The sequence below is a fragment of the Leisingera sp. UBA4491 genome (assembly GCF_002388965.1).
Classification (GTDB): domain Bacteria; phylum Pseudomonadota; class Alphaproteobacteria; order Rhodobacterales; family Rhodobacteraceae; genus Leisingera; species Leisingera aquaemixtae.
Map to the genome: position 1 here is coordinate 253,729 of NZ_DGNN01000016.1, position 26,141 is coordinate 279,869.

General features: G+C 64.4%; 25 protein-coding genes. 14 read left to right on the forward strand and 11 right to left on the reverse strand.

Annotated features, from left to right (window positions below; translation table 11 throughout):
* Positions 1-7: 7 nt before the first annotated feature.
* Entirely contained in the window at positions 8-1,240 is a 1,233-nt protein-coding gene (locus tag B2P87_RS09105; protein WP_141891012.1) for a Tm-1-like ATP-binding domain-containing protein, read from the forward strand.
* 238 nt (positions 1,241-1,478) lie between these two features.
* The gene (locus B2P87_RS09110) at positions 1,479-3,569 is read left to right on the forward strand and encodes a 3-hydroxyacyl-CoA dehydrogenase NAD-binding domain-containing protein (RefSeq protein ID WP_141891011.1); all 2,091 of its coding nucleotides are present in this window, start codon (positions 1,479-1,481) and stop codon (positions 3,567-3,569) included.
* Positions 3,570-3,752: 183 nt separating this feature from the next.
* On the opposite strand, the gene rpe is transcribed toward B2P87_RS09110, so the two are convergent.
* Positions 3,753-4,442 carry a ribulose-phosphate 3-epimerase gene (gene rpe / locus B2P87_RS09115; protein ID WP_141891010.1) on the reverse strand — a complete coding sequence of 230 codons (690 nt, stop codon included), beginning with the start codon at positions 4,440-4,442 and terminating at the stop codon, positions 3,753-3,755.
* 229 nt (positions 4,443-4,671) lie between these two features.
* Between rpe and phnC the strand changes: the two genes are divergently transcribed.
* From phnC to B2P87_RS09140, 5 genes are all read left to right on the forward strand, one after another.
* Positions 4,672-5,490, forward strand: a complete 819-nt coding sequence (gene phnC / locus B2P87_RS09120; protein WP_141891009.1) for a phosphonate ABC transporter ATP-binding protein — start codon at positions 4,672-4,674, stop codon at positions 5,488-5,490.
* 64 nt (positions 5,491-5,554) lie between these two features.
* Positions 5,555-6,457 carry a phosphonate ABC transporter substrate-binding protein gene (phnD, locus tag B2P87_RS09125; RefSeq protein ID WP_141891008.1) on the forward strand — a complete coding sequence of 301 codons (903 nt, stop codon included), beginning with the start codon at positions 5,555-5,557 and terminating at the stop codon, positions 6,455-6,457.
* Positions 6,458-6,571: 114 nt separating this feature from the next.
* On the forward strand, positions 6,572-7,441 hold the full coding sequence (phnE, locus tag B2P87_RS09130; protein WP_141891007.1) for a phosphonate ABC transporter, permease protein PhnE: 870 nt from the start codon (positions 6,572-6,574) through the stop codon (positions 7,439-7,441).
* Positions 7,438-8,802 (forward strand): phosphonate ABC transporter, permease protein PhnE, encoded by a 1,365-nt coding sequence (gene phnE, locus B2P87_RS09135; RefSeq protein ID WP_141891006.1) that lies wholly within the window; start codon positions 7,438-7,440, stop codon positions 8,800-8,802. Before phnE (B2P87_RS09130) ends, phnE (B2P87_RS09135) begins: the two co-directional genes overlap by 4 nt.
* A gap of 32 nt (positions 8,803-8,834) precedes the next feature.
* The gene (locus B2P87_RS09140; protein WP_141891005.1) at positions 8,835-9,449 is read left to right on the forward strand and encodes a chloramphenicol acetyltransferase; all 615 of its coding nucleotides are present in this window, start codon (positions 8,835-8,837) and stop codon (positions 9,447-9,449) included.
* A 224-nt stretch (positions 9,450-9,673) separates the two neighbouring features.
* Here B2P87_RS09140 and B2P87_RS09145 read toward each other — a convergent pair whose 3' ends face one another.
* Together B2P87_RS09145 and gap are read right to left on the reverse strand one after the other, a co-directional pair.
* Entirely contained in the window at positions 9,674-10,744 is a 1,071-nt protein-coding gene (locus tag B2P87_RS09145) for an Mrp/NBP35 family ATP-binding protein (protein WP_141891004.1), read from the reverse strand.
* A 227-nt stretch (positions 10,745-10,971) separates the two neighbouring features.
* Complete coding sequence (gap, locus tag B2P87_RS09150) at positions 10,972-12,000, reverse strand: type I glyceraldehyde-3-phosphate dehydrogenase (RefSeq protein WP_141891003.1); 1,029 nt, start codon at positions 11,998-12,000, stop codon at positions 10,972-10,974.
* A gap of 143 nt (positions 12,001-12,143) precedes the next feature.
* On the opposite strand from gap, the gene B2P87_RS09155 reads away from it, so the two are divergent.
* Together B2P87_RS09155 and B2P87_RS09160 are read left to right on the forward strand one after the other, a co-directional pair.
* Positions 12,144-13,148, forward strand: a complete 1,005-nt coding sequence (locus B2P87_RS09155) for a LacI family DNA-binding transcriptional regulator (protein WP_141891002.1) — start codon at positions 12,144-12,146, stop codon at positions 13,146-13,148.
* 148 nt (positions 13,149-13,296) lie between these two features.
* On the forward strand, positions 13,297-13,512 hold the full coding sequence (locus B2P87_RS09160) for a hypothetical protein (RefSeq protein ID WP_058285538.1): 216 nt from the start codon (positions 13,297-13,299) through the stop codon (positions 13,510-13,512).
* 84 nt (positions 13,513-13,596) lie between these two features.
* Here the strand turns inward: B2P87_RS09160 and B2P87_RS09165 are convergent, their stop codons facing one another.
* The 8 genes from B2P87_RS09165 to B2P87_RS09200 all read right to left on the reverse strand — a co-directional run bounded on the left by B2P87_RS09165 (position 13,597) and on the right by B2P87_RS09200 (position 22,415).
* Entirely contained in the window at positions 13,597-14,742 is a 1,146-nt protein-coding gene (locus B2P87_RS09165) for an iron-containing alcohol dehydrogenase (protein WP_141891001.1), read from the reverse strand.
* A 64-nt stretch (positions 14,743-14,806) separates the two neighbouring features.
* Entirely contained in the window at positions 14,807-16,189 is a 1,383-nt protein-coding gene (locus B2P87_RS09170) for an aldehyde dehydrogenase family protein (RefSeq protein WP_141892099.1), read from the reverse strand.
* A gap of 94 nt (positions 16,190-16,283) precedes the next feature.
* A complete protein-coding gene (locus tag B2P87_RS09175) occupies positions 16,284-17,636 on the reverse strand; it encodes a glutamine synthetase family protein (RefSeq protein ID WP_141891000.1) in 1,353 nt (450 codons plus the stop codon).
* Between the two features lie 116 nt (positions 17,637-17,752).
* Positions 17,753-18,787 (reverse strand): TRAP transporter substrate-binding protein, encoded by a 1,035-nt coding sequence (locus B2P87_RS09180; protein WP_141890999.1) that lies wholly within the window; start codon positions 18,785-18,787, stop codon positions 17,753-17,755.
* Positions 18,788-18,814: 27 nt separating this feature from the next.
* On the reverse strand, positions 18,815-19,549 hold the full coding sequence (locus B2P87_RS09185) for a DUF4336 domain-containing protein (RefSeq protein WP_244940729.1): 735 nt from the start codon (positions 19,547-19,549) through the stop codon (positions 18,815-18,817).
* Positions 19,539-21,041, reverse strand: coding sequence for a TRAP transporter large permease (locus B2P87_RS09190; protein ID WP_141890997.1), 1,503 nt, complete (start codon positions 21,039-21,041; stop codon positions 19,539-19,541). The genes B2P87_RS09185 and B2P87_RS09190 overlap by 11 nt, the downstream gene beginning before the upstream one ends.
* Positions 21,041-21,637: a TRAP transporter small permease subunit gene (locus tag B2P87_RS09195; protein WP_141890996.1), complete on the reverse strand. Its 597-nt coding sequence runs from the start codon at positions 21,635-21,637 to the stop codon at positions 21,041-21,043. The genes B2P87_RS09190 and B2P87_RS09195 overlap by 1 nt, the downstream gene beginning before the upstream one ends.
* On the reverse strand, positions 21,630-22,415 hold the full coding sequence (locus tag B2P87_RS09200; protein ID WP_141890995.1) for an N-formylglutamate amidohydrolase: 786 nt from the start codon (positions 22,413-22,415) through the stop codon (positions 21,630-21,632). The genes B2P87_RS09195 and B2P87_RS09200 overlap by 8 nt, the downstream gene beginning before the upstream one ends.
* A gap of 153 nt (positions 22,416-22,568) precedes the next feature.
* Between B2P87_RS09200 and B2P87_RS09205 the strand changes: the two genes are divergently transcribed.
* The 5 genes from B2P87_RS09205 (at position 22,569) to B2P87_RS09225 (ending at position 25,809) form a co-directional block, all read left to right on the forward strand.
* Positions 22,569-23,441, forward strand: a complete 873-nt coding sequence (locus B2P87_RS09205; protein ID WP_141890994.1) for a MurR/RpiR family transcriptional regulator — start codon at positions 22,569-22,571, stop codon at positions 23,439-23,441.
* Positions 23,442-23,559: 118 nt separating this feature from the next.
* Positions 23,560-23,904: a hypothetical protein gene (locus B2P87_RS09210; protein ID WP_058285529.1), complete on the forward strand. Its 345-nt coding sequence runs from the start codon at positions 23,560-23,562 to the stop codon at positions 23,902-23,904.
* 87 nt (positions 23,905-23,991) lie between these two features.
* A complete protein-coding gene (locus tag B2P87_RS09215; RefSeq protein ID WP_141890993.1) occupies positions 23,992-24,342 on the forward strand; it encodes a RidA family protein in 351 nt (116 codons plus the stop codon).
* Positions 24,343-24,724: 382 nt separating this feature from the next.
* Positions 24,725-25,429 (forward strand): glutathione S-transferase, encoded by a 705-nt coding sequence (locus B2P87_RS09220; protein WP_141890992.1) that lies wholly within the window; start codon positions 24,725-24,727, stop codon positions 25,427-25,429.
* Complete coding sequence (locus tag B2P87_RS09225) at positions 25,426-25,809, forward strand: carboxymuconolactone decarboxylase family protein (RefSeq protein ID WP_141890991.1); 384 nt, start codon at positions 25,426-25,428, stop codon at positions 25,807-25,809. The genes B2P87_RS09220 and B2P87_RS09225 overlap by 4 nt, the downstream gene beginning before the upstream one ends.
* Positions 25,810-26,141 lie beyond the last annotated feature (332 nt).

Here is a 26,141-nt window from a genome sequence, read left to right on the forward strand (position 1 = left end):
ACGGTATATGAAGGCCAAAACGATACTGGTTGCCGGGACATATGACACCAAGGACGAGGAGCTGAGCTATCTGGCGGAGGTGATCCGCGGCCAGGGCGGCACGGTGCTGACGATGGATGTGAGCGTGCTGGGCGACCCCAGCCAGCCAACGGACGTCAGCAAGCACGAGGTGGCCGAGGCGGGCGGCAGCTCGATCCTGGAGGCAATCGGCGCGGGTGACGAAAACACTGCCATGCAGATCATGGGCAGTGGCGCGGCGGCCAAGGCGCAGGAGCTCTACGGGGCGGGGCGCATCGACGGGGTGATCGTGCTGGGCGGCACCATGGGCACCGATCTGGCGCTCGACATGTGTGCGGCGCTGCCCGTTGGGGTGCCGAAATACATCGTCTCCACCGTTGCCTTCTCGCCGCTGATGCCGCCGGAGCGGATCCCGGCGGATGTGCAGATGATCCTGTGGGCGGGCGGGCTTTACGGGCTGAATTCGATCTGCAAGGCGTCGCTCAGCCAGGCCGCGGGCGCGGTGCTGGGCGCGGCGCGGGCAGTGGAGCCGCCCAGGCGGGAGCGGCCGCTGATCGGCATGACCTCGTTCGGCAAGACCGTGCTGCGGTATATGGTGACGCTGAAACCGGCGCTGGAGGCGCGCGGTTTTGAGGTCGCCGTATTCCATGCCACCGGCATGGGCGGGCGGGCGTTTGAGAGCCTGGCGGCTGAGGGTGCCTTTGCCGCAGTGATGGATTTCGCGCCGCAGGAGGTCTCGAACCACCTGTTCGGCGGGTTGTCGGCTGGCGCGGACCGGATGACCAATGCAGGCCGTGCAGGCATACCGCAGCTGGTCGCGCCGGGCTGCTATGACCTGGTGGATTTCGTCGGCTGGCAGGAAACGCCCGCACAGCTTCAGGGGCGGGAGACCCATGCCCATAACCGTCTGCTCACCTCCGCCTTGCTGGAGGCGGATGAGCGGCGCCAGGTGGCGCAGGCGCTCTGCGGCAAGCTGGCCGCCGCCCGGGCGCCGGTGGCCGTGCTGCTGCCGGCGGGCGGCTGCAACGAGTGGGACCGGCCAGGCGCGCCCTTGCACGATGCGGCGGGGCTGGCGGCGTTCTGCGATGAAATGCGCCGCCGCTGTCCCGGAAATGCCAGCCTGCACGAGCTGGACTGCCATATCAACGACGCAGCGTTTGCGGCCAAGGCATTGGAGATCCTCGATTCCTGGATCGCCAGCGGCATCGTGCAAAGCGGCTGAACCGCCAGCTGCCTTGTCCGGAGGCGCAGGGGCGGGATAAGGTGTTTCAAGAAGTTTGATTTTCTCCTGCATTCTGTTACGTAATCCCGGCAGAACAGCCGCTGCGGCCCGGTGACGTGTGACGCGGGGTCTGCCGGAGCGCGGCGGTTTTTGGGGCTTGGCGCGGAGACCGGCGCCGTGCCTAATCAGTTGGGGCGCGGGGCTGCATCATGGACCCCGCAGGAGAGAGGAAGACCGGATGAGTGAAGCCATTGCATATGAGCGCGTGGGCGATATTGCCGTTCTGAAGGCGCAGAACCCGCCGGTGAACGCGCTGGGTGTGGATGTGCGCAAGGGGCTGCTGGCCGGGATCGAACGCGCCGAACAGGACGGTGCCAAGGCGGTTTTGATCTATGGCGAGGGCAAGACCTATTTTGCCGGGGCCGACATCCGGGAATTCGGCAAGCCGCCGCAGGAGCCCTGGCTGCCCGGGCTGTGCAGCCGGATCGAGGCCACGCCGCTGATCGTGGTTTCTGCCATGCATGGCACTGCGCTGGGCGGCGGGCTGGAGGTGGCCTTGGCCTCGCATTACCGGATTGCGGTGCCTTCGGCCAAGATGGGGCTGCCGGAAGTGAACCTGGGCATTCTGCCCGGTGCCGGCGGCACCCAGCGGCTGCCGCGGGTGGCCGGCACCGAAGCGGCGCTGGAGATGATCACCACCGGCCGCCACATCAGCGCAGCGGAGGCGCTGGAGAAAGGCATTATCGACCGGATCGAAGACGGCGCGCCGCGCGAGATCGGCCTTGCCTATGCGCAGGAGCTGCTGGCGCAGGGGGCACCGCGCCGGGCTGTCGGAGAAATGCCCGCGCCGGAAGCGGTGGATTTCGATGCGGTCTATGAGGCCACGCTGAAGAAAGGCCGCGGCCAGCTGTCGCCTGCGGTGGCAGTGCGCGCGGTTCAGGCGGCGGCTGAAGCCGAAAGCTTCGAGGCCGGGCTGAAGCGCGAGCGTGAGCTGTTCATGGAGCTGATGGACTCCGATCAGCGGCAAGGGCTGATCCACGCCTTCTTCTCGGAACGCGCGGTCAGCAAGCTGCCGGAGCTGGACGGCGTCGCGCCGCGTGACGTTGCCTCGATGGGGGTGATCGGCGGCGGCACCATGGGGGCAGGTATTGCCACAGCGGCGCTGCTGGCGGGGCTGCCGGTGGTGCTGATCGAAATGACGGACGAGGCCGCAGCCGCGGCGCGCGGCCGGATCGAGGGCAACCTGAAAGGCGCCCTGAAACGCGGCAAGATCAGCCAGGAACAGTACGATCAACTGACCGGCGACGCGCTGACGGTGGCGACGGACTATGCTGCGCTGTCCGCGGTGGACCTGGTTGTCGAAGCGGTGTTCGAGGACATGGGCGTCAAGCGCGAGGTCTTTGGCAAGCTCGACGCCCATTGCAAGCCGGGCGCGGTGCTGGCGACCAATACCTCCTATCTGGACGTGGATGAGATCGCCGCGGCGACGTCCCGGCCGCAGGATGTGATCGGGCTGCATTTCTTCTCGCCCGCGCATGTGATGAAGCTCTTGGAAGTTGTGGTGGCGGAGAAAACCGCGCCGGAGGTTCTGGCCACCGGGTTTGCGCTTGGCAAGCGGCTGAAGAAGGTCACGGTGCGCTCCGGCATTTGCGACGGGTTCATCGGCAACCGGATCATGAACGCCTACCGCAAGGCGGCGGAATATGTGGTGCTGGACGGGGCCTCGCCTTATCAGGTGGACAAGGTGGTGACCGGTTTCGGTTTCCCGATGGGGCCGTTTGCGATGGGCGATCTGGCGGGGCTGGACATCAACTGGGCCGCCCGCAAGCGCCGCGCGCCCACCCGCGATCCGCGCGAGCGGGTGCCGCGGTTCTACGAGATGCTGTGTGAGGGCGGCGATTTCGGCCAGAAGACCGGCAAAGGCTTTTACGTTTATGAGGAAGGCCGGCGCGGCGGTGTGCCGAATCCTGAGGTGGCAGCGCTGATTGCCAAGGATCAGGAGCAGCAAGGCGTCTCCCCGCGGGAGTTCTCGGACGCAGAGGTCCTGCGCCGCTACATGTGCGCCATGGTCAACGAGGCCGCCAAGGTGGTGGGCGAGGGCATTGCGCGCCGCCCGCTGGATGTGGATATGGTGATGCTGTTCGGCTACGGCTTCCCGCGGTTCTGGGGCGGGCCGCTGAAATGGGCGGATCTGCAGGGGCTGGATGGGATCCTGGCCGATATCCGGGCTTATGCGGCAGAGGACGGTTTCTTCTGGCAGCCCGCGCCGCTGCTGGAGCAGCTGGTGGCAGAAGGCAGAACCTTCGACTCCCTGAACAAAGGCAGCTGAGCAGGCGGGCGGGCGCCCTTCCGGCCCGTCGAGGGCCGTCAGGGCGCGGCCCGGCTTTGCCGGGCGGGGCGCGCAAACGCTGGCCGTATCACGAAAAAGCGCCGCGCGGGTTGCGCGGCGCCTGGCCCAACAAGAGCAGCGCATCTTGGATGCGCCCGGCGATTGGCGGGAGTTCCGCAAGCCTTAGGCCCAGGTGCCTTCTGTGGCGGAACGGATCTTGCGGATGTTTTCGCCGTAGACCTCCGGGGTGTCGACCGATCCGCCCTTGAACACGGCGGAGCCTGCGACCAGCACGTCAGCGCCGGCCTCGGCCACCAGCGGCGCGGTGACGGGGTCGACGCCGCCGTCGATCTCGATATGCACGGGGCGGTCGCCGATCATCGACCGCAGGCGGCGGATCTTGGTGGTCATGTCGATGAACTTCTGGCCGCCAAAGCCCGGGTTCACGGTCATCACGCAGACCAGGTCCGTCAGGTCCAGGAGGTGCTCCACCGCCTCGGCCGGGGTGCCGGGGTTCAGCGCCACACCGGCCTTCATGCCCGCCCCGCGGATGGCCTGCAGGGTGCGGTGGATGTGCGGGCCTGCTTCGAAATGCGCGGTCAGCACGTCGGCGCCGGCATCGGCGTAGGCGTCGATATAGGGATCGACCGGCGCGATCATCAGGTGCACGTCCATCACCGTCTTCACATGCGGGCGGAACGCCTTCACCGCCTGCGGGCCGAAGGTGAGGTTCGGCACGAAATGCCCGTCCATCACATCCACATGCACCCAATCGGCGCCCTGGGCTTCGATGGCCCGGATCTCCTGGCCGAAGTTGGCGAAATCGGCGGAGAGGATGGAGGGCGCGATCTTGATCTTGCGGTCAAAGGACATCTGGCAGCTTCCTTTTGCAAAGGGGAATGAGGAGTCGCAGGCCATATAGACCCTCCGGCCCGTTGTTGACAGGGGCAGAATGCGCTGCCGGGTGGTTTCCCTGCACGCACCGCCCGCGGGTTGCACGTCTGCGGGTTGCAATGGACGGCGTTACAAAACTTTCACGGCAGTGACACAAGAGCTTTGAGCGCAGGCTCTAGGCAGTCCCGGAACGAGAAGGGAGCGCCCCGTGCTGCGCATTGACAAGCTGACAAAGAAATTCGGCGGCAAGATTGCGGTGGATGCCGCCACGCTGGACATCGACAAGCCCTGCATGATCGGCATCATCGGCCGCTCCGGCGCGGGCAAATCCACTCTGCTGCGGATGCTGAACCGGCTGGAGGACGCAAGCGCTGGCCGCATCCTGTTCGAGGGCCGCGAGATCACCGGGCTGAAGGGCAAAGACAAGCGCGCCTGGCAGTCCGACTGCGCGATGATCTTTCAGCAGTTCAACCTAGTGCCGCGGATGGATGTGGTCTCCAACGTGCTGCACGGCACGCTGAACCGCCGCAACGCGATGGCGACGCTGTTCAACCTCTACCCGATGGATGACATCCACCAGGCAATTGATATCCTGGACCGGCTGGGCATCGCCGAACATGCCGCCAAGCGGGCCGAGGCGCTGTCGGGGGGGCAGCAGCAACGGGTGGCGATCGCCCGGGCGCTGATGCAGGATCCGAAAATCATTCTAGCGGATGAGCCGATTGCCTCGCTCGATCCGATGAATGCCCAGACCGTGATGGAGGCGCTGCGCCGCATCCATGAGGAAGACGGCCGCACCGTCATTGCCAACCTGCACACGCTGGACACTGCGCGCCGGTATTGCGACCGGGTTGTCGGCATGCGCGACGGGCGCATCGTGTTTGACGGACTGCCGGAGCAGCTGACCACAGGTGTGGCCCGCGAGATTTACGGCGCCGGAGAGGCATTCTCCGAGGCCGCCACCTCAACCGAGATTGAAACGCTGGAAAAGACGGACGCCCTGCGCGCCGCCATTCCCGCCGAATAACCCTGGACCTGAATTCATCGACCCGGCGGGCTGCTCTGCCGGGACCCAACCGGAGAGACATAAGATGAAGAAACTGATTGCTGCCGTTCTGGCAACCACCGCGCTGACCGCCCCCGTTGCGGCTGAAGAGATCAAGGAATTCCGCATCGGCATCCTGGGCGGCGAGAACGCGCAGGACCGTCTGAACAACAACGAATGCCTGCGGGAATATGCCGAGAAAGAGCTGGGTGTCGAAACCAAGCTGTTTGCGCCTGCGGACTACAACGGCGTGATCCAGGGCCTTCTGGGCGGCACCATCGACATGGCCTGGCTGGGCGCGTCGGGATATGCCAAGACCTACCTGTCCGACCCGGAAGCGGTTGAGCCGGTTCTAGTCAAGGTGAACAGCGACGGCGGCTATGGCTACTACTCGGTCGGCTTTGCCCGCAAGGACAGCGGCGTCACCTCGCTGGAAGACCTGAAGGGCAAGACTTTCGGCTTTGGTGATCCGAACTCCACCTCGGGCTACCTGATCCCGTCCATCGAGATCCCGAACAAGATCAATGCCAGCATGGACTCGGGCGACTATTTTGGCGAAGTGAAGTTCACCGGCGGCCATGAACAGACCATCGTTGCGGTTGCCAACGGGGATGTGGACGGCGGTGTGACCTGGGCCGACGGCTTGGGTGAATGGGAAGACGGCTACCAGTCCGGCGCCCTGCGCCGTGCCGTGGATGCAGGCCTGGTCGACATGAACGACATGGTCGAGATCTGGAAATCCGCCCCGATCCCGGAAGGCCCGGTTGTTCTGCGCAAGGCCCTGCCGGCAGAGGTTAAAGCCAAGATGACCGCTCTGATGGACAACCTCAGCGAAATCGACCGTGACTGCTTCTACGGTGTCGCTGCGGGGGAGGCCAAGAGCTTCGACCCGATCACCCATGACGCCTATGAGGTGATCATCGAAGCCCGGAAGCTGAAGTCCGAGTAATTTCAGCCCAGCACTTATTGAACTGCGCTCTGCGGGGGTCCGGGCCTGTCTTGGGTCCCCGCAATTTCCCGATGGCTTCTGCAACGGCCGTCCCATCAAGACCAGGATCCCCAAATGGCAGAACTGACAGCCGCCCGGCCGGGCATCGAGGATATCCGGCAGCACTACACCGCCCACACCCAGCGCAAGCGGCTCTATGGCGGCATCCTTCTGGCGGTTTTTGTCGCGCTGATGGCAGCGGGGTTCCGCACTGCGGATGCGCGCAATGCAGGCTCCTTTGCGGATGGCTTCACCCGCGTTTTTGACTACCCTGCCGAAGTGCTGGCGGAAGCCGCCGAGAAAGCCGCGCAGCTGCCCGGGCATCTGGTGCATTTTTTTCCGGCGCTGGTGGAGACGCTGAACATCGCAGCCGCCTCGACCCTTGTGGGCACCGTGTTCGGCACGCTGCTGTCGCTGCTGGCGACCCGCGGCATGGCGCCGTGGCCTGCGCTGATCCCGCTGTTCCGCCGCATTAGCGACATTTGCCGCGCTATCCCCGAAATCGTCATCGCGCTGGTTCTGATCTTCGTGCTTGGCGGCGGGCCAGTGGCTGCGATGCTCGCCATCGCCATCCACACCGCCGGTGCGCTGGGCAAGCTGTTCTCCGAAGTGAACGAAAACGCCTCCCTGAAACCGGTTGAGGGTCTCACCTCTGTCGGGGCCACGTGGGCGCAGCGGATGACGCTGGGGGTAATCCCGCAGGTCGGCCCGAATTACGTCAGCTACGCGCTGTTGCGGTTTGAGATCAACATCCGCGCCTCCGCCATCCTCGGCTTCGTCGGCGCGGGCGGCATCGGTTATGAGCTGAAGAACGCCATGTCCTGGGGGCAGGGGCGCTACGACGAGGCCGCTGCGATTTTCCTTCTCCTGTTTGTCACCATCGTGGCCGTTGACCAGCTGTCCGGCCTGCTGCGTGACCGCCTGACCCATGGAGCGAAGGCATGACCACTTTTGACACCACCCTGACGCCGGCAGACCTGAAGTCGGACATCTCGCGGCTGTTCCTGAAGAAGCGGCTTGTGAACTTCGCTCTTCCCGCCGCGGTGCTGGCCTATCTGGCCTATGTGTTTGTGGCCTTCGACATGCCGGGCCTGTGGGAGCGGGCCAGCCTGGACAACGCGCGGACCTTGGTCAGCGACAGCTACAGCTACAAGACACATGTCACCCGCGACAACCGCAGCGGCGCGGTTTCCGTGGCGATCGAGGGCGAGCGGAAGGGAGCCTATCCCGACGGCATGGCGCCGGACTGGGTGGCTCTGGGCGAGACCACGGTGATTGATCTGGAGGATGGCCATGTTGTTACCTTCGGGCCGGAAACCATCGAATACTTGATCCCTGGCTATGGCGCCGTGCGCGCCACCCCGAGCCGCAGAGCAGGGGTGCAGACGGAGCTGCCGGCAGGCGATGTGCCGGAGTGGATCAGTGTCTCCAAGAACCGTCTGGCCGTCACCACAGACGCTGGCCGCCTGACCGTGACCCGCAACCGGGCCGAGGTGTTCCGCTACTTCGCAGGGTGGGAGCTGTTCTTCTTCACCCTCGACAGCCCGTACTACGGCATGGGGGCCGCGGAGCTGCTGCAGCGGGCCGCCGCCGGCGAGGGCGGCGCGATCTTCCAGGAGTTCTGGACCAACAAGATGTGGCGCCATCAGGATGTGGCCTGGGCGATTGCCGAGACCTTGCTGATGGCCTTCCTTGGCACCATCGGCGCGGGCATCATCGCGCTGCCGCTGGCCTTTGCCGCGACCCGCAACTTCATGCCCCTGCGCAGCATCCGCTTTGCCATGCGCCGCCTGTTTGACTTTGTCCGCGGCGTCGACTCGCTGATCTGGACCGTGGTGCTGGCCCGCGCCTTTGGCCCCGGGCCGCTGACCGGCGCGCTGGCGATCCTGGTGACGGACACCGGCACCTTCGGCAAGATCTTCTCCGAGGCGCTGGAAAACGTCGACCAGAAGCAGATCGAGGGCGTCGCCTCCACCGGTGCGGGACCGGTGCAGCGCTACCGCTTCGGGGTGATCCCGCAGATCACGCCGGTTTTGCTGAGCCAGCTGTTGTACTTCCTGGAATCGAACACCCGCTCCGCCACCATCATCGGCGCGATCACCGGCGGCGGCATCGGGTTGCTGCTGACGCAGGCGATCATCACCCAGAAGGACTGGGAGGAAGTGGCCTATTACATCACCCTGATCATCCTGATGGTGATGCTGATGGACTGGTTCTCCGGCTGGCTGCGCCGCCGCCTGATCAAGGGCGAGGGCGGCAAAACCCGGCGCAAGGGGCGCGCGGGCACAGCCTTCCTGCTGCCCTGAGCTGCGGGCGGGGAGATGGGAAAGGATAGAGCATGGCCCGTTTGAAAGCAGAAGCGCCGCTTATTCACCAGGGCTGCCAGATCACCGGCAGCACCTTCGGCGCTTTTGTGGAGATCGGCGCCGGCAGCCGGGTCGCAAATTCGGCGGTCGGAGACTACAGCTATTGCGACCGCGCCTGCGACATCGCCAATGCGGTGATCGGCAAGTTCGCCAATATCGCAAGCTGTGTCCGCATCGGCGCCACGGATCACCCTATGGAAAAGGCGTCGCAGCACCATTTCCTCTACCGCTCCGCAAGCTATTGGGAGGATGCGGAAGATGACGCCGACTGGTTCGCCCGCCGCGCCGGGCGGACGGCCCGGATCGGCCATGACACCTGGATCGGCCACGGCGCAATGATCAAGCCGGAGGTGACTGTCGGCGATGGCGCGGTTGTGGCCTCGGGCGCGATTGTGACCAAGGATGTGGCGCCCTATACGATTGTCGGCGGCAACACCGCGCGGGTGATCCGCCGCCGCTATCCGGAAGCCGTGGCCGGGCAGATGATCAAGCTGGCTTGGTGGCACTGGGAGCACGATGCCTTGCATGCCGCGCTGCCGGATTTCCGCCAGTTGCGGGCTGAGGAATTCCTGGAGAAATACGCCTGATCCGGCAGGCGGGGGCTCCCGCCTGTTCCCGGACATTCACAGAATGCCCGTCACAGTTGGGCGTGGCGCCGCTGCGCGGCGCTGCAAGAAGCTGCTGAGACGCGCTTCAGGGGCAGGTTTGCCCTGAAGCGCCTTGTGCATTATGCGGTTCGCCATCCCCGCCTCAAGGGTGAACGGTGCCGCGCACCGCCGCTTTGCGGCCCTTGACCCGGGCCTGGCTGATTTCAGGCCGCGCCTGCGTCAACCAATTGGGTGGCGATGTCGAGGAAGACCTTGGCCTGAGCGCTGCCGGGCTTGGCGGCCACGATCGGCGTTCCGTTGTCGCCTGCCAGGCGCACGTCCAGATGCAGCGGCACCTCTCCGAGCAGCGGCACGCCGAGTTTCTTCGCTTCCTGCGCCACGCCGCCATGGCCGAAGACATGCTCCTCATGGCCGCAATTGGAGCAGATGTGGGTCGACATGTTCTCGATCATGCCGAGCACCGGCACGTTCATCTTGCGGAACATGTCGATGCCCTTGCGGGCATCGATCAGCGCCACGTCCTGCGGGGTGGAGACCACAATGGCGCCATCCACACGGGTCTTCTGCGCCAGCGTCATCTGCACGTCGCCGGTACCGGGCGGCAGATCGACGATCAGCACGTCGAGATCGCCCCATTGCACCTGCAACAGCATCTGCTGCAGTGCCCCCATCAGCATCGGCCCGCGCCAGATCACCGCCTGATCCTCGCCGGTCATCAGTCCCATCGACATCATGGTGACGCCGTGGTTGCGCAGCGGCAGGATGGTCTTGCCGTCCGGGCTGGCGGGGCGGCCGCTGATGCCCAGCATCTTGGGCTGCGAGGGGCCATAGACGTCGGCGTCCAGCAGCCCCACCCTGCGCCCCTGCATTGCCAGCGCACAGGCGATATTGGCCGAAACGGTAGACTTGCCAACCCCGCCCTTGCCCGAGGCCACGGCCAGGACCCGCGCCACGCCCGGCACTTTTTGCGGCGCTTGCTGCTGCGGCTGGGCGGCCTGCTTGGGCTTCAGGTCCGGCGGCGCCTTTTCCGAGTGGGCGGTCAGCATGGCAGAGACTTTCTCCACCCCCGGCAGCGCGGCGACTGCGGCATCGGCCCTGTCGCGCACCGGGCCATAGGCCTCAGACTTGCCGGGATCGATCTCCAGCACAAAGCGGACGGTGCGGCCGTCCACGGTGACCGCACGGGCGATTCCGGCACTGACGATATCGCTGCCGCTGACGGGATCGGTGATGGTTCTGAGCGCCTCAAGGACGGTTTCACGGGTGACGGTCACGCCGGTCTCCTGTAGCTGGTCATGCGTTGCGCCTGTTGTGGCGCAATTCACACCGGCATGCCACCCGTACCCGGCCCGGAGTTTGCTTTAACGCATCCTGGAGTCATCTTTTGGCTGCTGGCTGCGCAAAATGCGCGCAAAAGGCCCGCGTCTGAATGCATCAGCGCGGCGCCGGGCCCAACGGGAAGAGGCCCCTTGGGGGCCGGACGACGGGCGGGAGAGCCCCGTCAGCTGGCCAGTGCGATCCCGGCGCTGCCCATCACCGCGCCGATGCGGCGGCCGGTGTCGACCATCCGGTTGGAAAAGCCCCATTCGTTGTCGTACCAGCTGACCACCCGCACCAGCCCTTCGGCGGTGACCGCGGTTTGCGCGGCGGCAAAGCAGCTGGAGTGGGGATCGTGGTTGAAGTCGACGGAGACCAGCGGGTCTTCTTCGTAGGACAGGATACCCTCCAGCCCGTTGCCGGACGCCGCCTTCACCGCAGCATTGACCGCCTCTGCGGTGGCCGGGCGCTCCGGCACAAAGCTCAGATCCACCACAGACACATTGGCCGTGGGCACCCGGATGGCGGAGCCTTCCAGCCGGCCTTTCAGATGCGGCAGCACTTCGGAGATCGCCCGCGCGGCACCGGTGGAGGTGGGGATCATCGACAGCGCGGCGGCCCGGGCGCGGTACAGATCCTTATGGCTGGTGTCATGGGTCGGCTGATCGCCGGTATAGGCATGGATGGTGGTCATATAGCCGGTCTTGATGCCAAAGGCCTCGTCCAGCACCTTGGCCAGCGGCGCCAGGCAGTTTGTCGTGCAGGAGGCGTTGGAGACGATGACGTCCTCTGCCGTCAGATCCATGTGGTTCACGCCATAGACCACGGTGCGGTCGGCATCCTTGCCGGGCGCGGAGATCAGCACCCGCTTGGAGCCGTTCTTCAGATGCCGCGCCGCATCGCCGCGGGCGGTGAACAGGCCGGTGCATTCATAGGCGATGTCCACATCCTGCCAGGGCAGATCTTCGGGGTTGCGGATGGCGGTGAGGCGGATGCTGTGGGAACCCACGCGGATCAGGTCGTCCGCCAGGAACACCGGTGTCTTCAGCCGCCCGTGCACGCTGTCGTATTTCAGCAGATGCACCAGCGTTTCCGGCGGCGACAGGTCGTTGATGGCCACCACCTCGATATCCTTGGCGCCGCTTTCCAGCAGCGCCCGCAGCACCCCGCGGCCAATCCGCCCGAATCCGTTGATTGCAATTTTCAGTGTCATCTCTGATCTCCGGCTGTGGCTCCGGATCAAAGCCGGTAGCGATAACGGTTTCGCTACCGATACCGATAACGGAGGCCAAAATCAACCCCTGCGGCGGCAGAGCTGCCCTTGCGGCGGCAGGCAATCTGCAGGAGCATGGCGGCATGACCAAAAAACTGCTTCTGAAAGACGTGGCCCGGCTGGCCGGCGTCAGCGAAATGACCGCCTCCCGCGCGCTGCGCGGGGCCCCGGATGTCTCCTCGAAGACCAAGGCGAAAATCGAGGAGATCGCCCGCAGCCATGGCTATGTGCCGAACCGGATTGCCGGCTCCCTGTCTTCGCAATCGGTCAATCTGGTGGCGGTGGTGGTGCCCTCGCTCAACAGCTTTGTCTTTCCTGAGGTGCTGTCGGGGATTTCCGCGGTGCTGAAGGACAGCCCGCTGAAACCGGTGGTGGGGATCTCCGGCTATGACCTGGAGGAAGAGGAAAGCGTCATCCGCGAAATGCTGAGCTGGCGGCCTTCGGGGCTGATCGTGGCGGGGCTGGAGCACACGGAGGCCACCTGCCGGATGCTGCAGCAGGCCGATTGCCCGGTGGTTGAAGTGATGGATGTGGACGGCGACCCGGTGCGCCACTGCGTTGGCATCTCGCATTTGCAGGCGGGACGCGACATGGCGGCGCAAATCCTCGCCCGCGGCTACCGCAGGATCGGTTTTATCGGCACCAAGATGCCGCAGGATTTCCGCGCCCGGAAACGGTTCGACGGCTTCACCGACGGGCTGGCAGCGCAGGGCGTGACGCTGAGCGATATCGAGCATTATTCCGGCGAAAGCGCGATCCAGACCGGACGCCAGCTGACGGCGCAGATGCTGGCCCGCAGCCCGGATCTCGACTGCATCTATTTTTCCAGCGATGTGATGAGTGTTGGCGGGCTGATGCATTGCCTGGCCGCCGGGCTGACGGTGCCGGGGGACATTGCGCTTGCGGGGTTCAACAACCTGCAGATCCTGCAGGGGCTGCCGCAGCAGCTGGCCACGACGGACGCCTGCCGCCGGGAGATTGGCGAGCGCGCGGCCGGCATCATCCTGCAATCGCGCGAGATCGGCGGCACCGAGGGGCTGGTGTTTGACCGGCTGTGCCCGGCGATCAGCCTGGGCGAGACGCTCTGACCCCCCCCCTCTGCTGCTCAATCGTGCAGCCGGATCTGCCGAAGGGGCAGGGCGGAGCGGCTGCGGCGCTTTTCGATGGCTTTGCGGCGCGCCTTGGGGCAGCCTGTAGCCAGCCCGTTCAGTCACGCCAGCCGGAGAAGGAGCCCAGATGCCCCAGTACAACGATATGTTCGAACTGTCCGTTGCGGATATGGAGCTGATCGAAACCGCCCTGCAGACCGCCCGGGACGCGCTGTCAGAGTCACTGCCCGCAGCGGGCAGCGGCGAGGAGGACACGCTGCGCCGTATCCACGATTTGCTGGGCCGGCTGCACAATCAGAAAATTTTCTACTACCCCAAGGGCAAGGTCTACGTCAGCGGCTGACGCAACCGCGCACAGCAGCGGTGCCGGAAAGAAAACGCGCTCCCCGCCGGGCGGAGAGCGCTGCAGCTTGGCAAGGGGTCCTGCTTACATCGCAGCCTTGAACAGCCGTGTGAGGTTGTCCTCGGTCAGCTCAATCGGGTTGCCGCCGCAGGAGGGGTCGATGAGGGCGCCCTTGACCAGCTCAGGGATGGCATCCTCCGTGACGCCCAGGTCGGACAGCCCTCGCGGAATGCCAAGGGAGTCGTTCAGCTCCTGCACAAAGCTGCGGAAGCCGTCAAAGCCGCCTGCAATGCCCAAATAGGCCGCGGCCATGGTGAACCGGTCCGCAATCGCCGAGGCGTTGAATTCCAGCACCGCAGGCATGCAAACCGCGTTGGTGGTGCCGTGGTGGGTGTTGAAATGGGCGCCGACCGGATGGCTCATCGCGTGGATCGCGCCAAGTCCCTTCTGGAAGGCGGTCGCGCCCATCGCCGCTGCGGACATCATCTGGGCGCGGGCCTCGATGTCACTGCCGTCCGCATAGGCGCGGGGCAGATAGTCCTTGACCAGCCGCATGCCCTCCAGCGCGATGCCCTGGGACATCGGGTGGTAATGCGGGCTGCTGAAGGCCTCGACGCAATGGGCAAAGGCATCCAGCCCGGTGCCCGCGGTGATGAACTTGGGCATGCCCACGGTCAGCTCAGGATCGCAGATCACCACCGTCGGCAGCACCTTGGGGTGGAAGATGATCTTCTTCTGATGGGTGACAGAGTCGGTGATCACGCTGGCGCGGCCCACTTCGGAGCCGGTGCCAGCCGTGGTCGGCACCGCGATGATCGGCGCGATGGCGTCCGCATCAGCGCGGGTCCACCAGTCGCCGATGTCCTCGAAGTCCCACACCGGCCGGGTCTGGCCCGCCATGAAGGCCACCATCTTGCCCAGGTCCAGGCCGGAGCCGCCGCCGAAGGCGATCACCCCGTCATGGCCGCCCGCCTTATAGGCGGCGACGCCTGCGTCCAGGTTTTTCTCATTCGGGTTCGGATCGACCTCAAAGAAAATGCCGCGGCCCAGGCCAGCGGCCTCCATGATGTCGAGTGTGCCTTGGGTGACGGGCAGATCCGCCAGACCCTTGTCGGTCACCAAGAGCGGCTTCTTGATACCGGCGGCGGCGCAGGCATCGGCAAGTTCCTTGATCCGGCCTGCGCCGAACTTGATTGCGGTCGGGTAGGACCAGTTTCCAACGAGAGACATATCGTTTTCCTTTGATGCAAAGGCCCGCCCCGGGGAGGAGACGCCGGGGCGGGCGGGGCCGCCCTTAGCCGGTCACCTTTTTCAGGTGATAGGACTTTGGACGGGTCAGATTGTGGTAGCCGATGACCGACAGGCCGCCGCCGCGGCCGGTGTCCTTGCATCCGGTCCAGCACAGGCCCGGGTCCAGGTAGTCGGCACGGTTCATGAAGACGGTGCCGGTCTCGACTTGATCCCCGACACGCTGCGCCCGCTCAACATCCTTGGTCCAGAGCGAGGCGGTCAGGCCGAAGTCGCTGTCGTTCATAAGCTCAATGGCTTCCGCGTCGGAGGAGACCTTCATGATGCCCACGACCGGGCCAAAGCTTTCCTCGCGCATCACCCGCATATCGTGGGTGACATTCGTCAGTATCTGCGGCGTGAGGTAGGCGCCGCCGTCGTCCTCGGCAAAGGTTTCGATATGGGCCACGGCGCCCGCGGCAACCGCCTCGGCGATCTGGCTGCGCACCTCTTCGGCAAAGCGCACATTGGCCATCGGCCCGATGGTGGTCTCGGAATCCAGCGGATTGCCCAGCTTGTAGCCCTTCACGATGGCAATCGCCTTTTCCAGGAAGGCGTCATACAGGCTTTCGTGCACATAGATCCGCTCGATGCCGCAGCAGCACTGGCCGGAGTTGAACATCGCGCCGTCAATCAGCGTGTCCACCGCCGCGTCCAGATCGGCGTCCTCCATGACATAGCCCGGATCCTTGCCGCCCAGTTCGGTGCCGACGCCGGTAAAGGTGCCCGCAGCTGCGCGCTCCATCGCCTGGCCGCCGCCGACCGATCCGGTGAAGTTCACGAAGTTGAAGGCGCGGTTCGCGATCAGTTCAGACGTGGTGCCGTGGTCCAGAAACACATTCTGGAACACATCTTCGGGGATGCCTGCGGAGTGGAAAGCCTTTGCCATCCGCTCGCCCGCAAGCAGCGTTTGCGTCGCGTGCTTCAGCACCACGGTGTTGCCGGCGATCAGCGCAGGCGCAACAGTGTTGATCGCGGTCATATAGGGGTAGTTCCAGGGCGCCACCACAAACACCACCCCATGAGGGATGCGCTTGATATAGCGTTTGAAGGTGGCGTCCTCGCCGACCTCGATGTCCGCCAGCGACTCTTCGGCGATTTTCGCCATATGGCTGGCACGCTCGTTGAAGCCGCCGAACTCGCCGCCATAGCGCACCGGGCGGCCCATCATATGCGCCAGTTCCGGCACGATCGCGTCATTCATCGCGCCAACAGCGGCCACGCCCGCCATCACCAGATCAATGCGCTCCTGCAACGGCCGTGCCGCCCAGGCGGGCTGCGCCGCCCGGGCCCGTTCCGCCGCCGCAAAGGCGTCCTCGCGCGACAGCACTTCGCGCTCCGCAAAGACCGATCCGTCGACCGGCGAGATACACTTCAGGGTCTGGCCCATCGCCATTCACTCCATCCAGGAAAGGGCAAAGCCCTCTTCATCTTTCCAAAAAATACTCCGGGGGTCCGGGGGCAGGCCCCCGGGGGTTGCCGGATCACGCCCGCTCGAACCCGCGCGCAATCTCGTAATCGGTGACCACCCGGTCGAAATCCTCGATCTCCACCTCCGCCGCGCGGACGTAGTGATCCACCACATCGTCGCCAAGGGCCTTGCGCAGCATCTCCGAACCTTTCAGCGCCGCCGCCGCGTCGCGCAGGGTCGAGGGGATCATGCCGGTCTCGCCCTGGTAGACATCGCCCTTGGCAGGCGCCTGCAGCTCCAGGCCTTCCTCGATGCCGGCAATGCCTGCCGCCAGCATCCCCGCCATCGCCAGATAGGGGTTCATGTCGGAGCCCGGGATGCGGCACTCCACCCGGATCGCCTTGCTGCCCTCGCCGCACAGCCGGTAGCCCGCGGTGCGGTTGTCCACCGACCAGATGATCCGGGTCGGCGCAAAGGTGCCCTTCATGAAGCGCTTGTAGCTGTTGATATAGGGTGCCATGAAGGCGGTGTAGTCGGGCGCGTATTTCAGCAGGCCGGCCATGTAATTCTTCATCAGCGCCGACATGCCCAGCGCGTCGCTCTCGTCAAAGAACGCAGGCTTGCCGTCCTGCCACAGCGACTGGTGCACGTGGCTGGAGGAGCCGACCTTATCGTGGCTCCACTTCGGCAGGAAGGTCACTGCGTGCCCCTGCTGCTCGGCAATTTCCTTCACCGCGTGCTTGGCGATGGTGTGGTATTCCGCCGTGTCCATTGCCGCGGCGTATTTGATGTTCAGCTCTTCCTGGCCGGTCTCCGCCTCGCCCTTGGAGTTCTCGATCGGCAGCCCCGCATCCCACAGGTGGTTGCGGATCGGGCGCATCACATGCTCCTCGCGGGTGGTCTGCAGGATGCTGTAATCCTCGTTGTAGCCCGAAATCGGCGCCAGATCGCGGAAACCCGATTTGCGGATCTCGTCAAAGCTCTTCTCGAACAGGAAGAATTCCAGCTCGGTGGCGCACATGGCGTCATACCCCATCGCCTTGAGGCGGTTCACCTGTTTCTTCAGGATCGCGCGGGGGGAGTGGGAGACGTCTTCATGGGTATGATGGTCCAGCACATCGCAGAGCACCATCACTGTTCCTGCCAGCCACGGCACCGGGCGCAGGGTGGCGAGGTCCGGCTTCATCACATAGTCGCCATAACCGCGCTCCCAGCTGGTCGAGGCATAGCCGTCCGGCGTCGCCATCGCGAGGTCGGTGGCCAATAGGTAGTTGCAGCAATGGGTTTCCTCCCAGGCGCCATTCACGAAATGCTTGGCGTGGAAGCGCTTGCCCATCAGGCGGCCCTGCATGTCCACAAGGCAGACCAGAACGGTGTCAACGGTGCCATCGGCAACCTGGTCCTTAAGAGTGTCGAAGGAGAGCATGAGCGGCCCTTTGTCTGTTGCGCGCAAAACTTTTCCTCAAAAGTTTTGGCAAATTCCTTGAGTAAGGAATTTGGCCCGCTGCGGCGCAGGCCAAATCCCGTGTTTCAACCGGTGCCTCAGCCGTAGCGGTAGGGGCGGCCGGCCTTCTGCATGTCAGCGTTATACTTCTTGAAGATCTCCACAACCTTCGCCTTGGTTTCGGACTCGGCTGCGATTTCATCCCAGAACTTCACCGCCGCGTCTTCGACCTGCTGCCATTCGTTGTCCGGAATGGTGGTCAGCTTCATCTTGTCGCCGTTCACGCGCAAGGACGCTTCACCGCCCCAGTACCACCACTGACGGTAATAATGCGACTGGTCGCAGCAGACGCGGAACAGGGTTTGCAGATCTTCCGGCAGCTCTTCCCAGCGGCCCATGTTGGCAAAGAACGATCCCGCCCAGGCGCCGGAGATGTTGTTGGTCAGGAAGTAGTCGGTCACATCGGCCCAGCCGACGGTGTAATCCTCGGTGATGCCGGACCAGGCCACGCCGTCCAGCTCACCGGTCTGCATGGCAACTTCGATGTCTTCCCAGGGCAGGGTGACCGGCACCACGCCGAACTGGCTCAGGAAGCGGCCCGCGGTCGGGAAGGTGAAGACGCGCTTGCCCTTAAGGTCCGCCAGCGAGTTGATCGGATCCTTGGTGGCAAAGTGGCAGGGGTCCCAGGCGCCGGCCGAGATATGCTTGACGCCGACCTTGGAATATTCCGCGTCCCAGATCTCGTTCAGGCCGTACTGGTTGAACAGCACCGGCACGTCCAGCGAGTAGCGCGAGGCAAACGGGAAGTAGCCGCCAAACACGGTGACTTCGGTGGGCGAGGCCATCGAGTCATCGTCCGACTGCACCGCGTCGATGGTGCCGCGCTGCATGGCGCGGAACAGTTCGCCGGTGGGGACCAGCTGGTCGGCATAGTAGAGCTCGATCTGCATGCGGTCGCCCGCGATCTTGTTGAACATGTCGATGGCGGGTTTCACCACATGTTCGGCCAGCGCAGCACCTGCATAGGTCTGCATCCGCCACTTGATGGTGGACTGGGCCAGCGCCGGGGCGGCCAGCGGTGCCGCCATGGCGCCAACGCCCGCGGTCTGCAAAAACTTACGTCTTGTTGTCATGTCTTCCTCTCCTCTGTTGAACTTAAATCAATGCCCGTGCCCGCAGGGGGCCAGGTTTCTGAACCCTTCGCGGAGCCGTTGCGGTGCATTCTCACGAAGGATGTCGCCATGCGCGAGCACGACGGTTTCGGGGTTCCACGCCAGCATCCGGGTCAGCGCTTTGCGCAGCTTGTCCCGGTTGCCCGCGAAGGAAAACCAGATGTCTATGGGCATCTTCCCGTTCGGGGCCAGGATACCCGCCGCCCAGGCCAGCGGCCGCACCCACAGGGGCAGCGTCCTAGCGGGCATGTTCTCGATCAGGTCGGTCAGCACCAGCACCTTGGAGCGCTTGTGGAAGAAGACCACTTCGGTATGCGCCCGGCTGCCATGCACAATCATCTGCTCAAGATCCGCCGCCCAGTCCCGGGGCGCGCTGTCCTCCAGGTCGCGGTCGAACCGAACCTCCACGCCCTGGCTTCTGGCCCGCTCGCGCACCTTGGGCGAGGCCCAGGCGATGGCATCCGGACAGGCCGCGGCCCACCCGGCGATATAGGCGTAGTGAATCCAGTTCGGGGACACCAGGTGGCGGATGCGCCCCAGTGTTTCAAGCTCCGCCGCAAGCTGCTGGCTGTACCGGATCGGCGAATGCAGGAACAGATCGCCGTTCTCCAGCCGGATGACGGTCATCCGGGTTTGAAAGGGGATCTTGTAGAACTCGATCGGCGGTCCGTCCGCGATCCAGATGTCCGGCCCCAGCGCCTGCAGCATGGTCTTACTTTCCATAGACATACTCCGGCAGCCACAGGGCGATTTGCGGGAAGACCATGATCAGGGCCAGCGCCAGCACCATCACCGCGGCAAAGGGGATGATCGAGACATAGATGTCCTTCAGCCCGATTTCCGGCGGCGCCATCGCGCGCATCAGGAACAGGTTGTAGCCGAAGGGCGGCGTCATATAGGCGATCTGAGTGGTGATGGTGTAAAGCACGCCGTACCAGATCAGGTCGAAGCCAAGCGCCCCGACCAGCGGCACGTAGAGCGGTGCCACGATCACCAGCATCGCGGTGTCATCCAGGAAGGTGCCCATCACGATGAAGCTCAGCTGCATCAGGATCAGGATCATCCAAGGGGAAAGGCCCAGCTTGGTGGTGAACAGATCCTCGATCGCCTTGACTGCGCCCAAGCCGTCAAAGATCGCGCCGAAGGCCAGCGCCGCCAGGATGATCCACATGAACATGCAGGAGATGCCAAGGGTCGAGCGCACTGAGGTTTCGAACACGTCCTTGGTCATCCGCCCCTTCAGCACCGCGGCGATAAAGGCGGTCATCGCACCGATGGCCGAGCTTTCCACCAGCGAGGTCCAGCCGTTCACGAAAGGCACCATCATCGCGGCAAAGATCGCCAAGGGCAGCACGCCGGAGAACAGCAGGCGGTACTTTTCCTTCATGAACACGTCTTTGTAGAACAAAGCGTTCTTGCGGGTCAGGAAGGACAGCACCCCCAGGGCCAGCGCCACGCCAAGCGCAGGCTTAGGCTCCATCGCGCCGGTCAGCATCAGCAGCGGCACCAGCACCAGTGCGCCTAGCACGATGTAGTTCAGGCGCAGCGGGTGATTTGTCACCTGCTCGTATTCCGCCAGATCCTCGTCATGCATGGCGGGGCCAAGATGCGGCTGCATCCGGGCGCGGAAATAGATGTAGATGATGAACATGGCGGCCATCAGCAGGCCGGGGACCACCCCCGCCAGCCACAGCTGCCCCACCGGCTGGCGCGCGATCATCGCATAAAGCACCAGCACCACCGAGGGCGGCACCAGAATGCCAAGCGAGGAGCCCGCCTGGATGGTGCCGGTCACCAGGATCTTGTCATAGCCGCGGCGCAAGAGTTCCGGCAGCGCGATGGTCGCGCCAATGGCCATGCCCGCCACCGACAGGCCGTTCATGGCCGAAATCAGGACCATCAGGCCGATGGTGCCGATGGCCAGCCCGCCCTTCACCGGCCCCATCCACACGTGGAACATCCGGTAAAGGTCGTCGGCAATTTTTGATTCCGACAGCACGTAGCCCATGAAGATGAACATCGGCAGCGTCAGCAGCGGATACCATTTCATCAGCTTCATGGCAGCCGAGAACGGGATCTCCACCCCGCCGGTGCCCCACAGGAGCATGCCCGCAACCGCGCCGACAAAGCCGATGGCGCCAAACACCCGCTGGCCGGTCATCAGCATCAGCATCATGCCGGCAAACATGACGATAGCAATCCATTCGTAGGACATCAGATTTCAACTCCGCGCAGGCGTCCGATATCCCGGAACAGTTCGGCAAGGCATTGCAGCAGCATCAGGAAGACGCCGAGGCACAGGATGGTTTTCACGGGCCACAGGAACGGCCGCCAGGCGGTGGAGCTGCGCTCCAGATAGCCGAGCTTTTCGCCTGCCGCCGCAGGGCCTTCGCTCAGCAGCGTCTTCATCAGGTCCCAGAAGAAGTCCAGCGGCTCCAGCCCGAAATAACCGAGCGAATAGGCGGTGGAGCTGAGGGCGCCGTACATCAGGATCACCAGATAGCTGATCAGGAACAGCACGGTGAAGGCATCGACCATCGCCTTGGTTTTTGTCGACCAGGCGCCGTAAAACAGGTCCATCCGCACGTTCGAGCCCATCTGGATCGAATAGGGGCCGCCCAGCACGTAATAGGCGACCATCACAAACTGCGCGGTCTCCAGCGTCCAGTGCGACGGGTTAAAGAAGGTCTTGGAGACCGACGACCACAACAGCACTCCGATCAGGACAAAGATAAGATACATGGCAAAGCGGCCGATGAAGCGGTTCATCGCGTCGATGCCGCGGACATAGGCCCGGATTATTCTAGGCATCAGGCCCTCCCTCGGCCGCCAACGCGGCCAGGGCCGGGCGCAGCAATGTCAGCATTTCTTGTGCCATGGCCTCTTCCTGGTCCGGCGTTGCCACCAGGTCGTTGCGGATTTCGATCATCACATTGGCCAGCCCGTGCGCCAGCCCGTGCAGCTTCAGCGAATGGGTGACGCCATCGGCGGGGCCATAGGGCTCATTGCGCTCCACCCGGCGGTGCGGCAGGGCAGGGGCCTGTGCCAGCATTGCGTCCGCCAGCCGGCTGTCGGCGTCGTGCAGGATGCCGATTTCAACGTCCCGCTGCTTGCCGAAATAGACCGGCGTGAAGCTGTGCATGGTGACCAGCACCGTTTGCAGCCCGGCCTTTTTCCGTGCCTCGATCACCTCCGTCACGGTGGTGCAGAACGGCACATAGACGGTGTCCGCGCGTTCCTGGCGCTCCGCCTCGCTCAGCCCGAAATTGCCCGGCACCGCGACCAGTTCGGATTTCTCCGGCATGGCGCTGGCGGCCTCGGGCGGGCGGTTGCAGTCGTACACCAGCCGCGACACCCGGCTGGCCACCAGCGGCGCATCCAGCGCCTGTGCCATATGCAGGGCCACCGCCCACGCGCCCGGATCCCACGCCGCATGGCTCAGCCGGTCCTCGTCGCGCAGCCCCAGCCCGTTATAGCGGGCGGGGATATTGCTGGAGGCATGTTCGCACAGCAGCAGGACCGGGCTGGTGCCCTCCCGGTTCACCACCTCCACTGCTTCCCCCAAAGCGTGAGAATCGCTCTCTCGCATATGCCGCCTCCCTGCGATTTGGAAAAATGTTTCCATGAAGAGATATTTGTGTCAATATCTTTTCATGATCGGTTCCAGACAGAGATTCCTGAAACTTTCTCTTCAGGCCGGAACCGGGTAAGAAAGTGTCTGTTCAAACGCAGGGAAGTGCCGTTGTCGAAACCGCCCGCCACAGTTCGCGAGTTGATCCGCGAGAACTATTCCTCGCTCACCCAGTCCGAGCGCAAATTCGCAAATTTGCTGCTGGAAAACTATCCCGCGGCGGGTCTGGCCTCGATCACCATCGTGGCCGGCAATGCCGAGGTCTCCACGCCGACGGTGGCCCGGATGGTGCAGAAACTGGGCTTCAAAGGGTATCCGCAATTCCACCAGGCCCTCCTGAAGGAGCTTGAGGCCAAGGTCTCCGGCCCCACCAAACGGCGTGACAACTGGGCGTCCGAGGCGCCCGAAGGCCATCTGCTGAACAGATTTGCACAGGCCGTTACCGACAACCTGCAACAGACGTTTTCCAACATAGACTCGGCCCAGTTCGACGCCGCTGTCCGCCAGCTCGCCAACACCGAGGGGCGGCTCTACGTGGTCGGCGGCCGCATCACCCGGGCGCTGGCAGACTACGCCTTTACCCATTTTCAGGCGATCCGGCAACGGGTCACTCATATGACCTCCTCCTCCGCCACCTGGCCGCATTATGTGCTGGACATGGTGGAGGGCGACACGCTCCTGATGTTCGACGTGCGCCGCTACGAAACCAACCTGCAGCGGCTGGCGGAACTGGCGTCCGAGCGCGGGGTGAAGATCGTCCTGATCACCGACCAGTGGGCCAGCCCCATTGCCTCGGTCTCGGAACACACCTTCAACTGCTGGGTCGAAATCCCCTCCGCCTGGGACTCCAACATCTCCACCATGATGCTTTTGGAGGCGATGATCGCCGCCACCCAGGAGGAAAGCTGGGACAAGACCAAGGACCGCTACGACCGCCTGGATGAGCTGTTCGACATGACCCGGCTGTTCCGCAAGTTCTCCTGACCCTGCCAGAAGCGGCCTGCCGCATGGACTTTGCCCGCGGCTTGCGCCTTACTGGTCAGGGTGCAGTCCGCCGCGGGGCAGGGCGCAACGCCGGTTTCTTTCAGGCAGGAGTATTCAAATGCGATTTTCCCGATTTCTGACCGCCGCCGCAGTTGCAGCGCTGGTTGCAGCGCCCGCCGCGGCCAATCCGCTCAGCCGTATTCTGGCCAAGTCCGGGCTGACGCCGCAGGACACCAACCTCATGCGCCGGGCCGAGCAGGCGCTTCTGGCTGAGGGCGGCAGCGGCCAGCGGGCCAGGTGGAACAATCCGGACAGCGGCGCGCAGGGAGAGGTCCGGGTGGCCGGCAAGGAGGGCGATTGCCTTCTGCTCCAGCATCAGGCCTACCTCAAGGACAGCCAGGACGCCAAACAGGTCCGCCGCAAGTTCTGCCCCTCCGGCGGAGACTGGCTGCTGTCCCAGTAATCTGCCGCAACCGCGTCCTTGCCGCGGCGCCGGGGCAGGGCTAAGCAGGGTGCAGAGTTTTTCTGACGTTCCAGGAGCGAGGCACCCATGTCCGAGATCACCCGCAAACACACTGGCCAGCGCATGAGCCAGATCGTCACCCATGGCGAGACCATCTATCTGGCCGGTCAAGTCGGCACGGCAGGTGCCAGCGTTGAACAGCAGACCAAGGACTGCCTCGCAAAGATTGACGCGCTGCTGGCCGAGGCAGGCAGCAGCAAGACCCGCATCCTGCAAACGGTGATCTGGCTTGCCGACATGAAGGACTTTGCCGAAATGAACGCGGTCTGGGATGCCTGGGTGCCCGAAGGCCATGCGCCGGCGCGTGCCTGCGGCGAGGCCAAGCTGGCCCGCGAGGATCTGCTGGTCGAATTCATCGTCACTGCCGCCAAGGGCTGATCCCGGCAGCAGGAGCAAACAGGCGGGCCGGCGGCCCGCCCTTTCTTTTTCAAAGGGGCGGACAGGCGGACTCAGGAACTTGCTGTCCCGGACCGGCCCGAAACCCGATTCACGTGCAACAGGACCTGCCGTCAGTCCGGTGCCCCGTGCTGCGCGTCCTGAACGGCCGCGGCGTTGTGCCGGGGCCTGTGGCGGCCGATCCCTCTTGCTTAGTGGGTCCGGAACACTCCATCCTCTCTCTTCAGAAGCAGACGCGCAGGGCGCCGGCCCTCCGGTTGGGCGGTTCCGGCAAATCCGGCGGCGGCTGCGAGACGGGAGGACGAGGCACTGTGAACCTTATTGCAGACCTAGACCATCGCTGCGGCCCGGCAAGGCTAGAGCAATGACAGCGCGTTATCAGCTCCATTACTGGCCGATCCCGTTCCGCGGCCACTTCATCCGCTACGTGCTGGCCTATGCCGGGCAGGCATGGGAAGAGCCGGGCTTTGACGCGGTGGCCGGCCTCAAGAAACAAGAGGTCGCGGATCAGCCGCATCCTTTTATGGCGCCGCCGCTGCTGACCGACACCCGGACCGGCACCCATCTCAGCCAGATGCCCGCGATTCTGATGGCGCTGGGCCGCGCCCACGGTCTGCTGACAGAGCCGGACCGGACCCTGCGCCTGATCTGCGATGCCTCCGACATCCTGTTCGAAATCACCCGCTATCACGGGGCGCTGATGTGGGATGCGGCAAGCTGGGCAGACTTCCACGGCAGCCGCCTGCCGCGCTGGATGCAGATCCATGAGCGGATCGTGGCGGAGGCCGGCGTCACCGCCACGGCAGGATACCTGCGGGGCAGGGCGCATCCTGGCCTGGCCGACCTTGTCCTGGGCGCGCTCTGGCACACGATGGCGGACCGCCTGCCGCCGCTGCGCCCGTTGCTGCACGAAAATGCGCCGGTGCTGGAAGGCCTGGCGGACCGTATCGCCGCCGAGCCGCCCGTCGCCGCCCTGATCGCAGACTGGGCCGGGCGCCGCCCGGTTTATTGCGGGGGGCAAATCGAGGCCTCGCTGCTGAACATGCTGAATATGGAGACCGATACATGAGCACGTTTGACGAAGATCTGTTCCTCAAGGGTCTGGAACAGCGCAAATCCACCCTCGGCGCCGAATATGTCGACAACAACCTGGCGGCCGCCGACGGCCTCACCCGCCCGTTCCAGGAGGCGATGACCGCCTGGTGCTGGGGGTTCGGCTGGGGCGATGACGTGATCGACGCCAAGACCCGCTCGATGATGAACCTCGCGATGATCGGCGCGCTGGGCAAGATGCATGAATGGGAAATCCACTGCCGCGGCGCCCTCAATAACGGCGTCACCAAGGAGGAGATCCGCGCCATTATTCACGTGGTCGGCATCTATTGCGGCGTGCCCCAGGCGCTGGAGTGCTTCCGGGTGGCGCGCAAAGTGCTGGAGGAGCAGTCCTGATACGCCTGCGCTGTTCTTGGAAGACCCATGGAGGGGCAGCCATTTGGCTGCCCTTCTTGTTTGCGACTGCGCTGTTTGTCCTTTGGCCGGTTTGGCCCTGGCGATTCCGGGCGGGCGGAGGGGGTTTGGGGGTGTTTGTTGCGATTCCGGGGTGTTGAGTCTGTGGATAAGGGGTGCCGAGTCTGTGGGTAAGTGGCGCGGGGGGCTTTTCCGGGGTGTTCGGGGTGGTTTGCGGTGCGGGGGTGGGGCGGAAAGAGGGTCAGGGGTGCTGACTTTGTTTTGGTGTAAGTCGTTGATTTTATTTGATGCTTGATTTTTCTTTGCGGAATTCT

Excerpts from the sequence above, each read along its gene's own strand:
- B2P87_RS09105 (WP_141891012.1), top strand. The coding sequence starts at position 8 with ATGAAGGCCAAAACGATACTGGTTGCCGGGACATATGACACCAAGGAC.
- B2P87_RS09110 (WP_141891011.1), top strand. The coding sequence starts at position 1,479 with ATGAGTGAAGCCATTGCATATGAGCGCGTGGGCGATATTGCCGTTCTG.
- rpe (WP_141891010.1), bottom strand. The coding sequence starts at position 4,442 with ATGTCCTTTGACCGCAAGATCAAGATCGCGCCCTCCATCCTCTCCGCC.
- phnD (WP_141891008.1), top strand. The coding sequence starts at position 5,555 with ATGAAGAAACTGATTGCTGCCGTTCTGGCAACCACCGCGCTGACCGCC.
- phnE (WP_141891007.1), top strand. The coding sequence starts at position 6,572 with ATGGCAGAACTGACAGCCGCCCGGCCGGGCATCGAGGATATCCGGCAG.
- phnE (WP_141891006.1), top strand. The coding sequence starts at position 7,438 with ATGACCACTTTTGACACCACCCTGACGCCGGCAGACCTGAAGTCGGAC.
- B2P87_RS09140 (WP_141891005.1), top strand. The coding sequence starts at position 8,835 with ATGGCCCGTTTGAAAGCAGAAGCGCCGCTTATTCACCAGGGCTGCCAG.
- gap (WP_141891003.1), bottom strand. The coding sequence starts at position 12,000 with ATGACACTGAAAATTGCAATCAACGGATTCGGGCGGATTGGCCGCGGG.
- B2P87_RS09155 (WP_141891002.1), top strand. The coding sequence starts at position 12,144 with ATGACCAAAAAACTGCTTCTGAAAGACGTGGCCCGGCTGGCCGGCGTC.
- B2P87_RS09160 (WP_058285538.1), top strand. The coding sequence starts at position 13,297 with ATGCCCCAGTACAACGATATGTTCGAACTGTCCGTTGCGGATATGGAG.
- B2P87_RS09165 (WP_141891001.1), bottom strand. The coding sequence starts at position 14,742 with ATGTCTCTCGTTGGAAACTGGTCCTACCCGACCGCAATCAAGTTCGGC.
- B2P87_RS09170 (WP_141892099.1), bottom strand. The coding sequence starts at position 16,189 with ATGGGCCAGACCCTGAAGTGTATCTCGCCGGTCGACGGATCGGTCTTT.
- B2P87_RS09175 (WP_141891000.1), bottom strand. The coding sequence starts at position 17,636 with ATGCTCTCCTTCGACACTCTTAAGGACCAGGTTGCCGATGGCACCGTT.
- B2P87_RS09180 (WP_141890999.1), bottom strand. The coding sequence starts at position 18,787 with ATGACAACAAGACGTAAGTTTTTGCAGACCGCGGGCGTTGGCGCCATG.
- B2P87_RS09185 (WP_244940729.1), bottom strand. The coding sequence starts at position 19,549 with ATGGAAAGTAAGACCATGCTGCAGGCGCTGGGGCCGGACATCTGGATC.
- B2P87_RS09190 (WP_141890997.1), bottom strand. The coding sequence starts at position 21,041 with ATGTCCTACGAATGGATTGCTATCGTCATGTTTGCCGGCATGATGCTG.
- B2P87_RS09195 (WP_141890996.1), bottom strand. The coding sequence starts at position 21,637 with ATGCCTAGAATAATCCGGGCCTATGTCCGCGGCATCGACGCGATGAAC.
- B2P87_RS09200 (WP_141890995.1), bottom strand. The coding sequence starts at position 22,415 with ATGCGAGAGAGCGATTCTCACGCTTTGGGGGAAGCAGTGGAGGTGGTG.
- B2P87_RS09210 (WP_058285529.1), top strand. The coding sequence starts at position 23,560 with ATGCGATTTTCCCGATTTCTGACCGCCGCCGCAGTTGCAGCGCTGGTT.
- B2P87_RS09215 (WP_141890993.1), top strand. The coding sequence starts at position 23,992 with ATGTCCGAGATCACCCGCAAACACACTGGCCAGCGCATGAGCCAGATC.
- B2P87_RS09220 (WP_141890992.1), top strand. The coding sequence starts at position 24,725 with ATGACAGCGCGTTATCAGCTCCATTACTGGCCGATCCCGTTCCGCGGC.
- B2P87_RS09225 (WP_141890991.1), top strand. The coding sequence starts at position 25,426 with ATGAGCACGTTTGACGAAGATCTGTTCCTCAAGGGTCTGGAACAGCGC.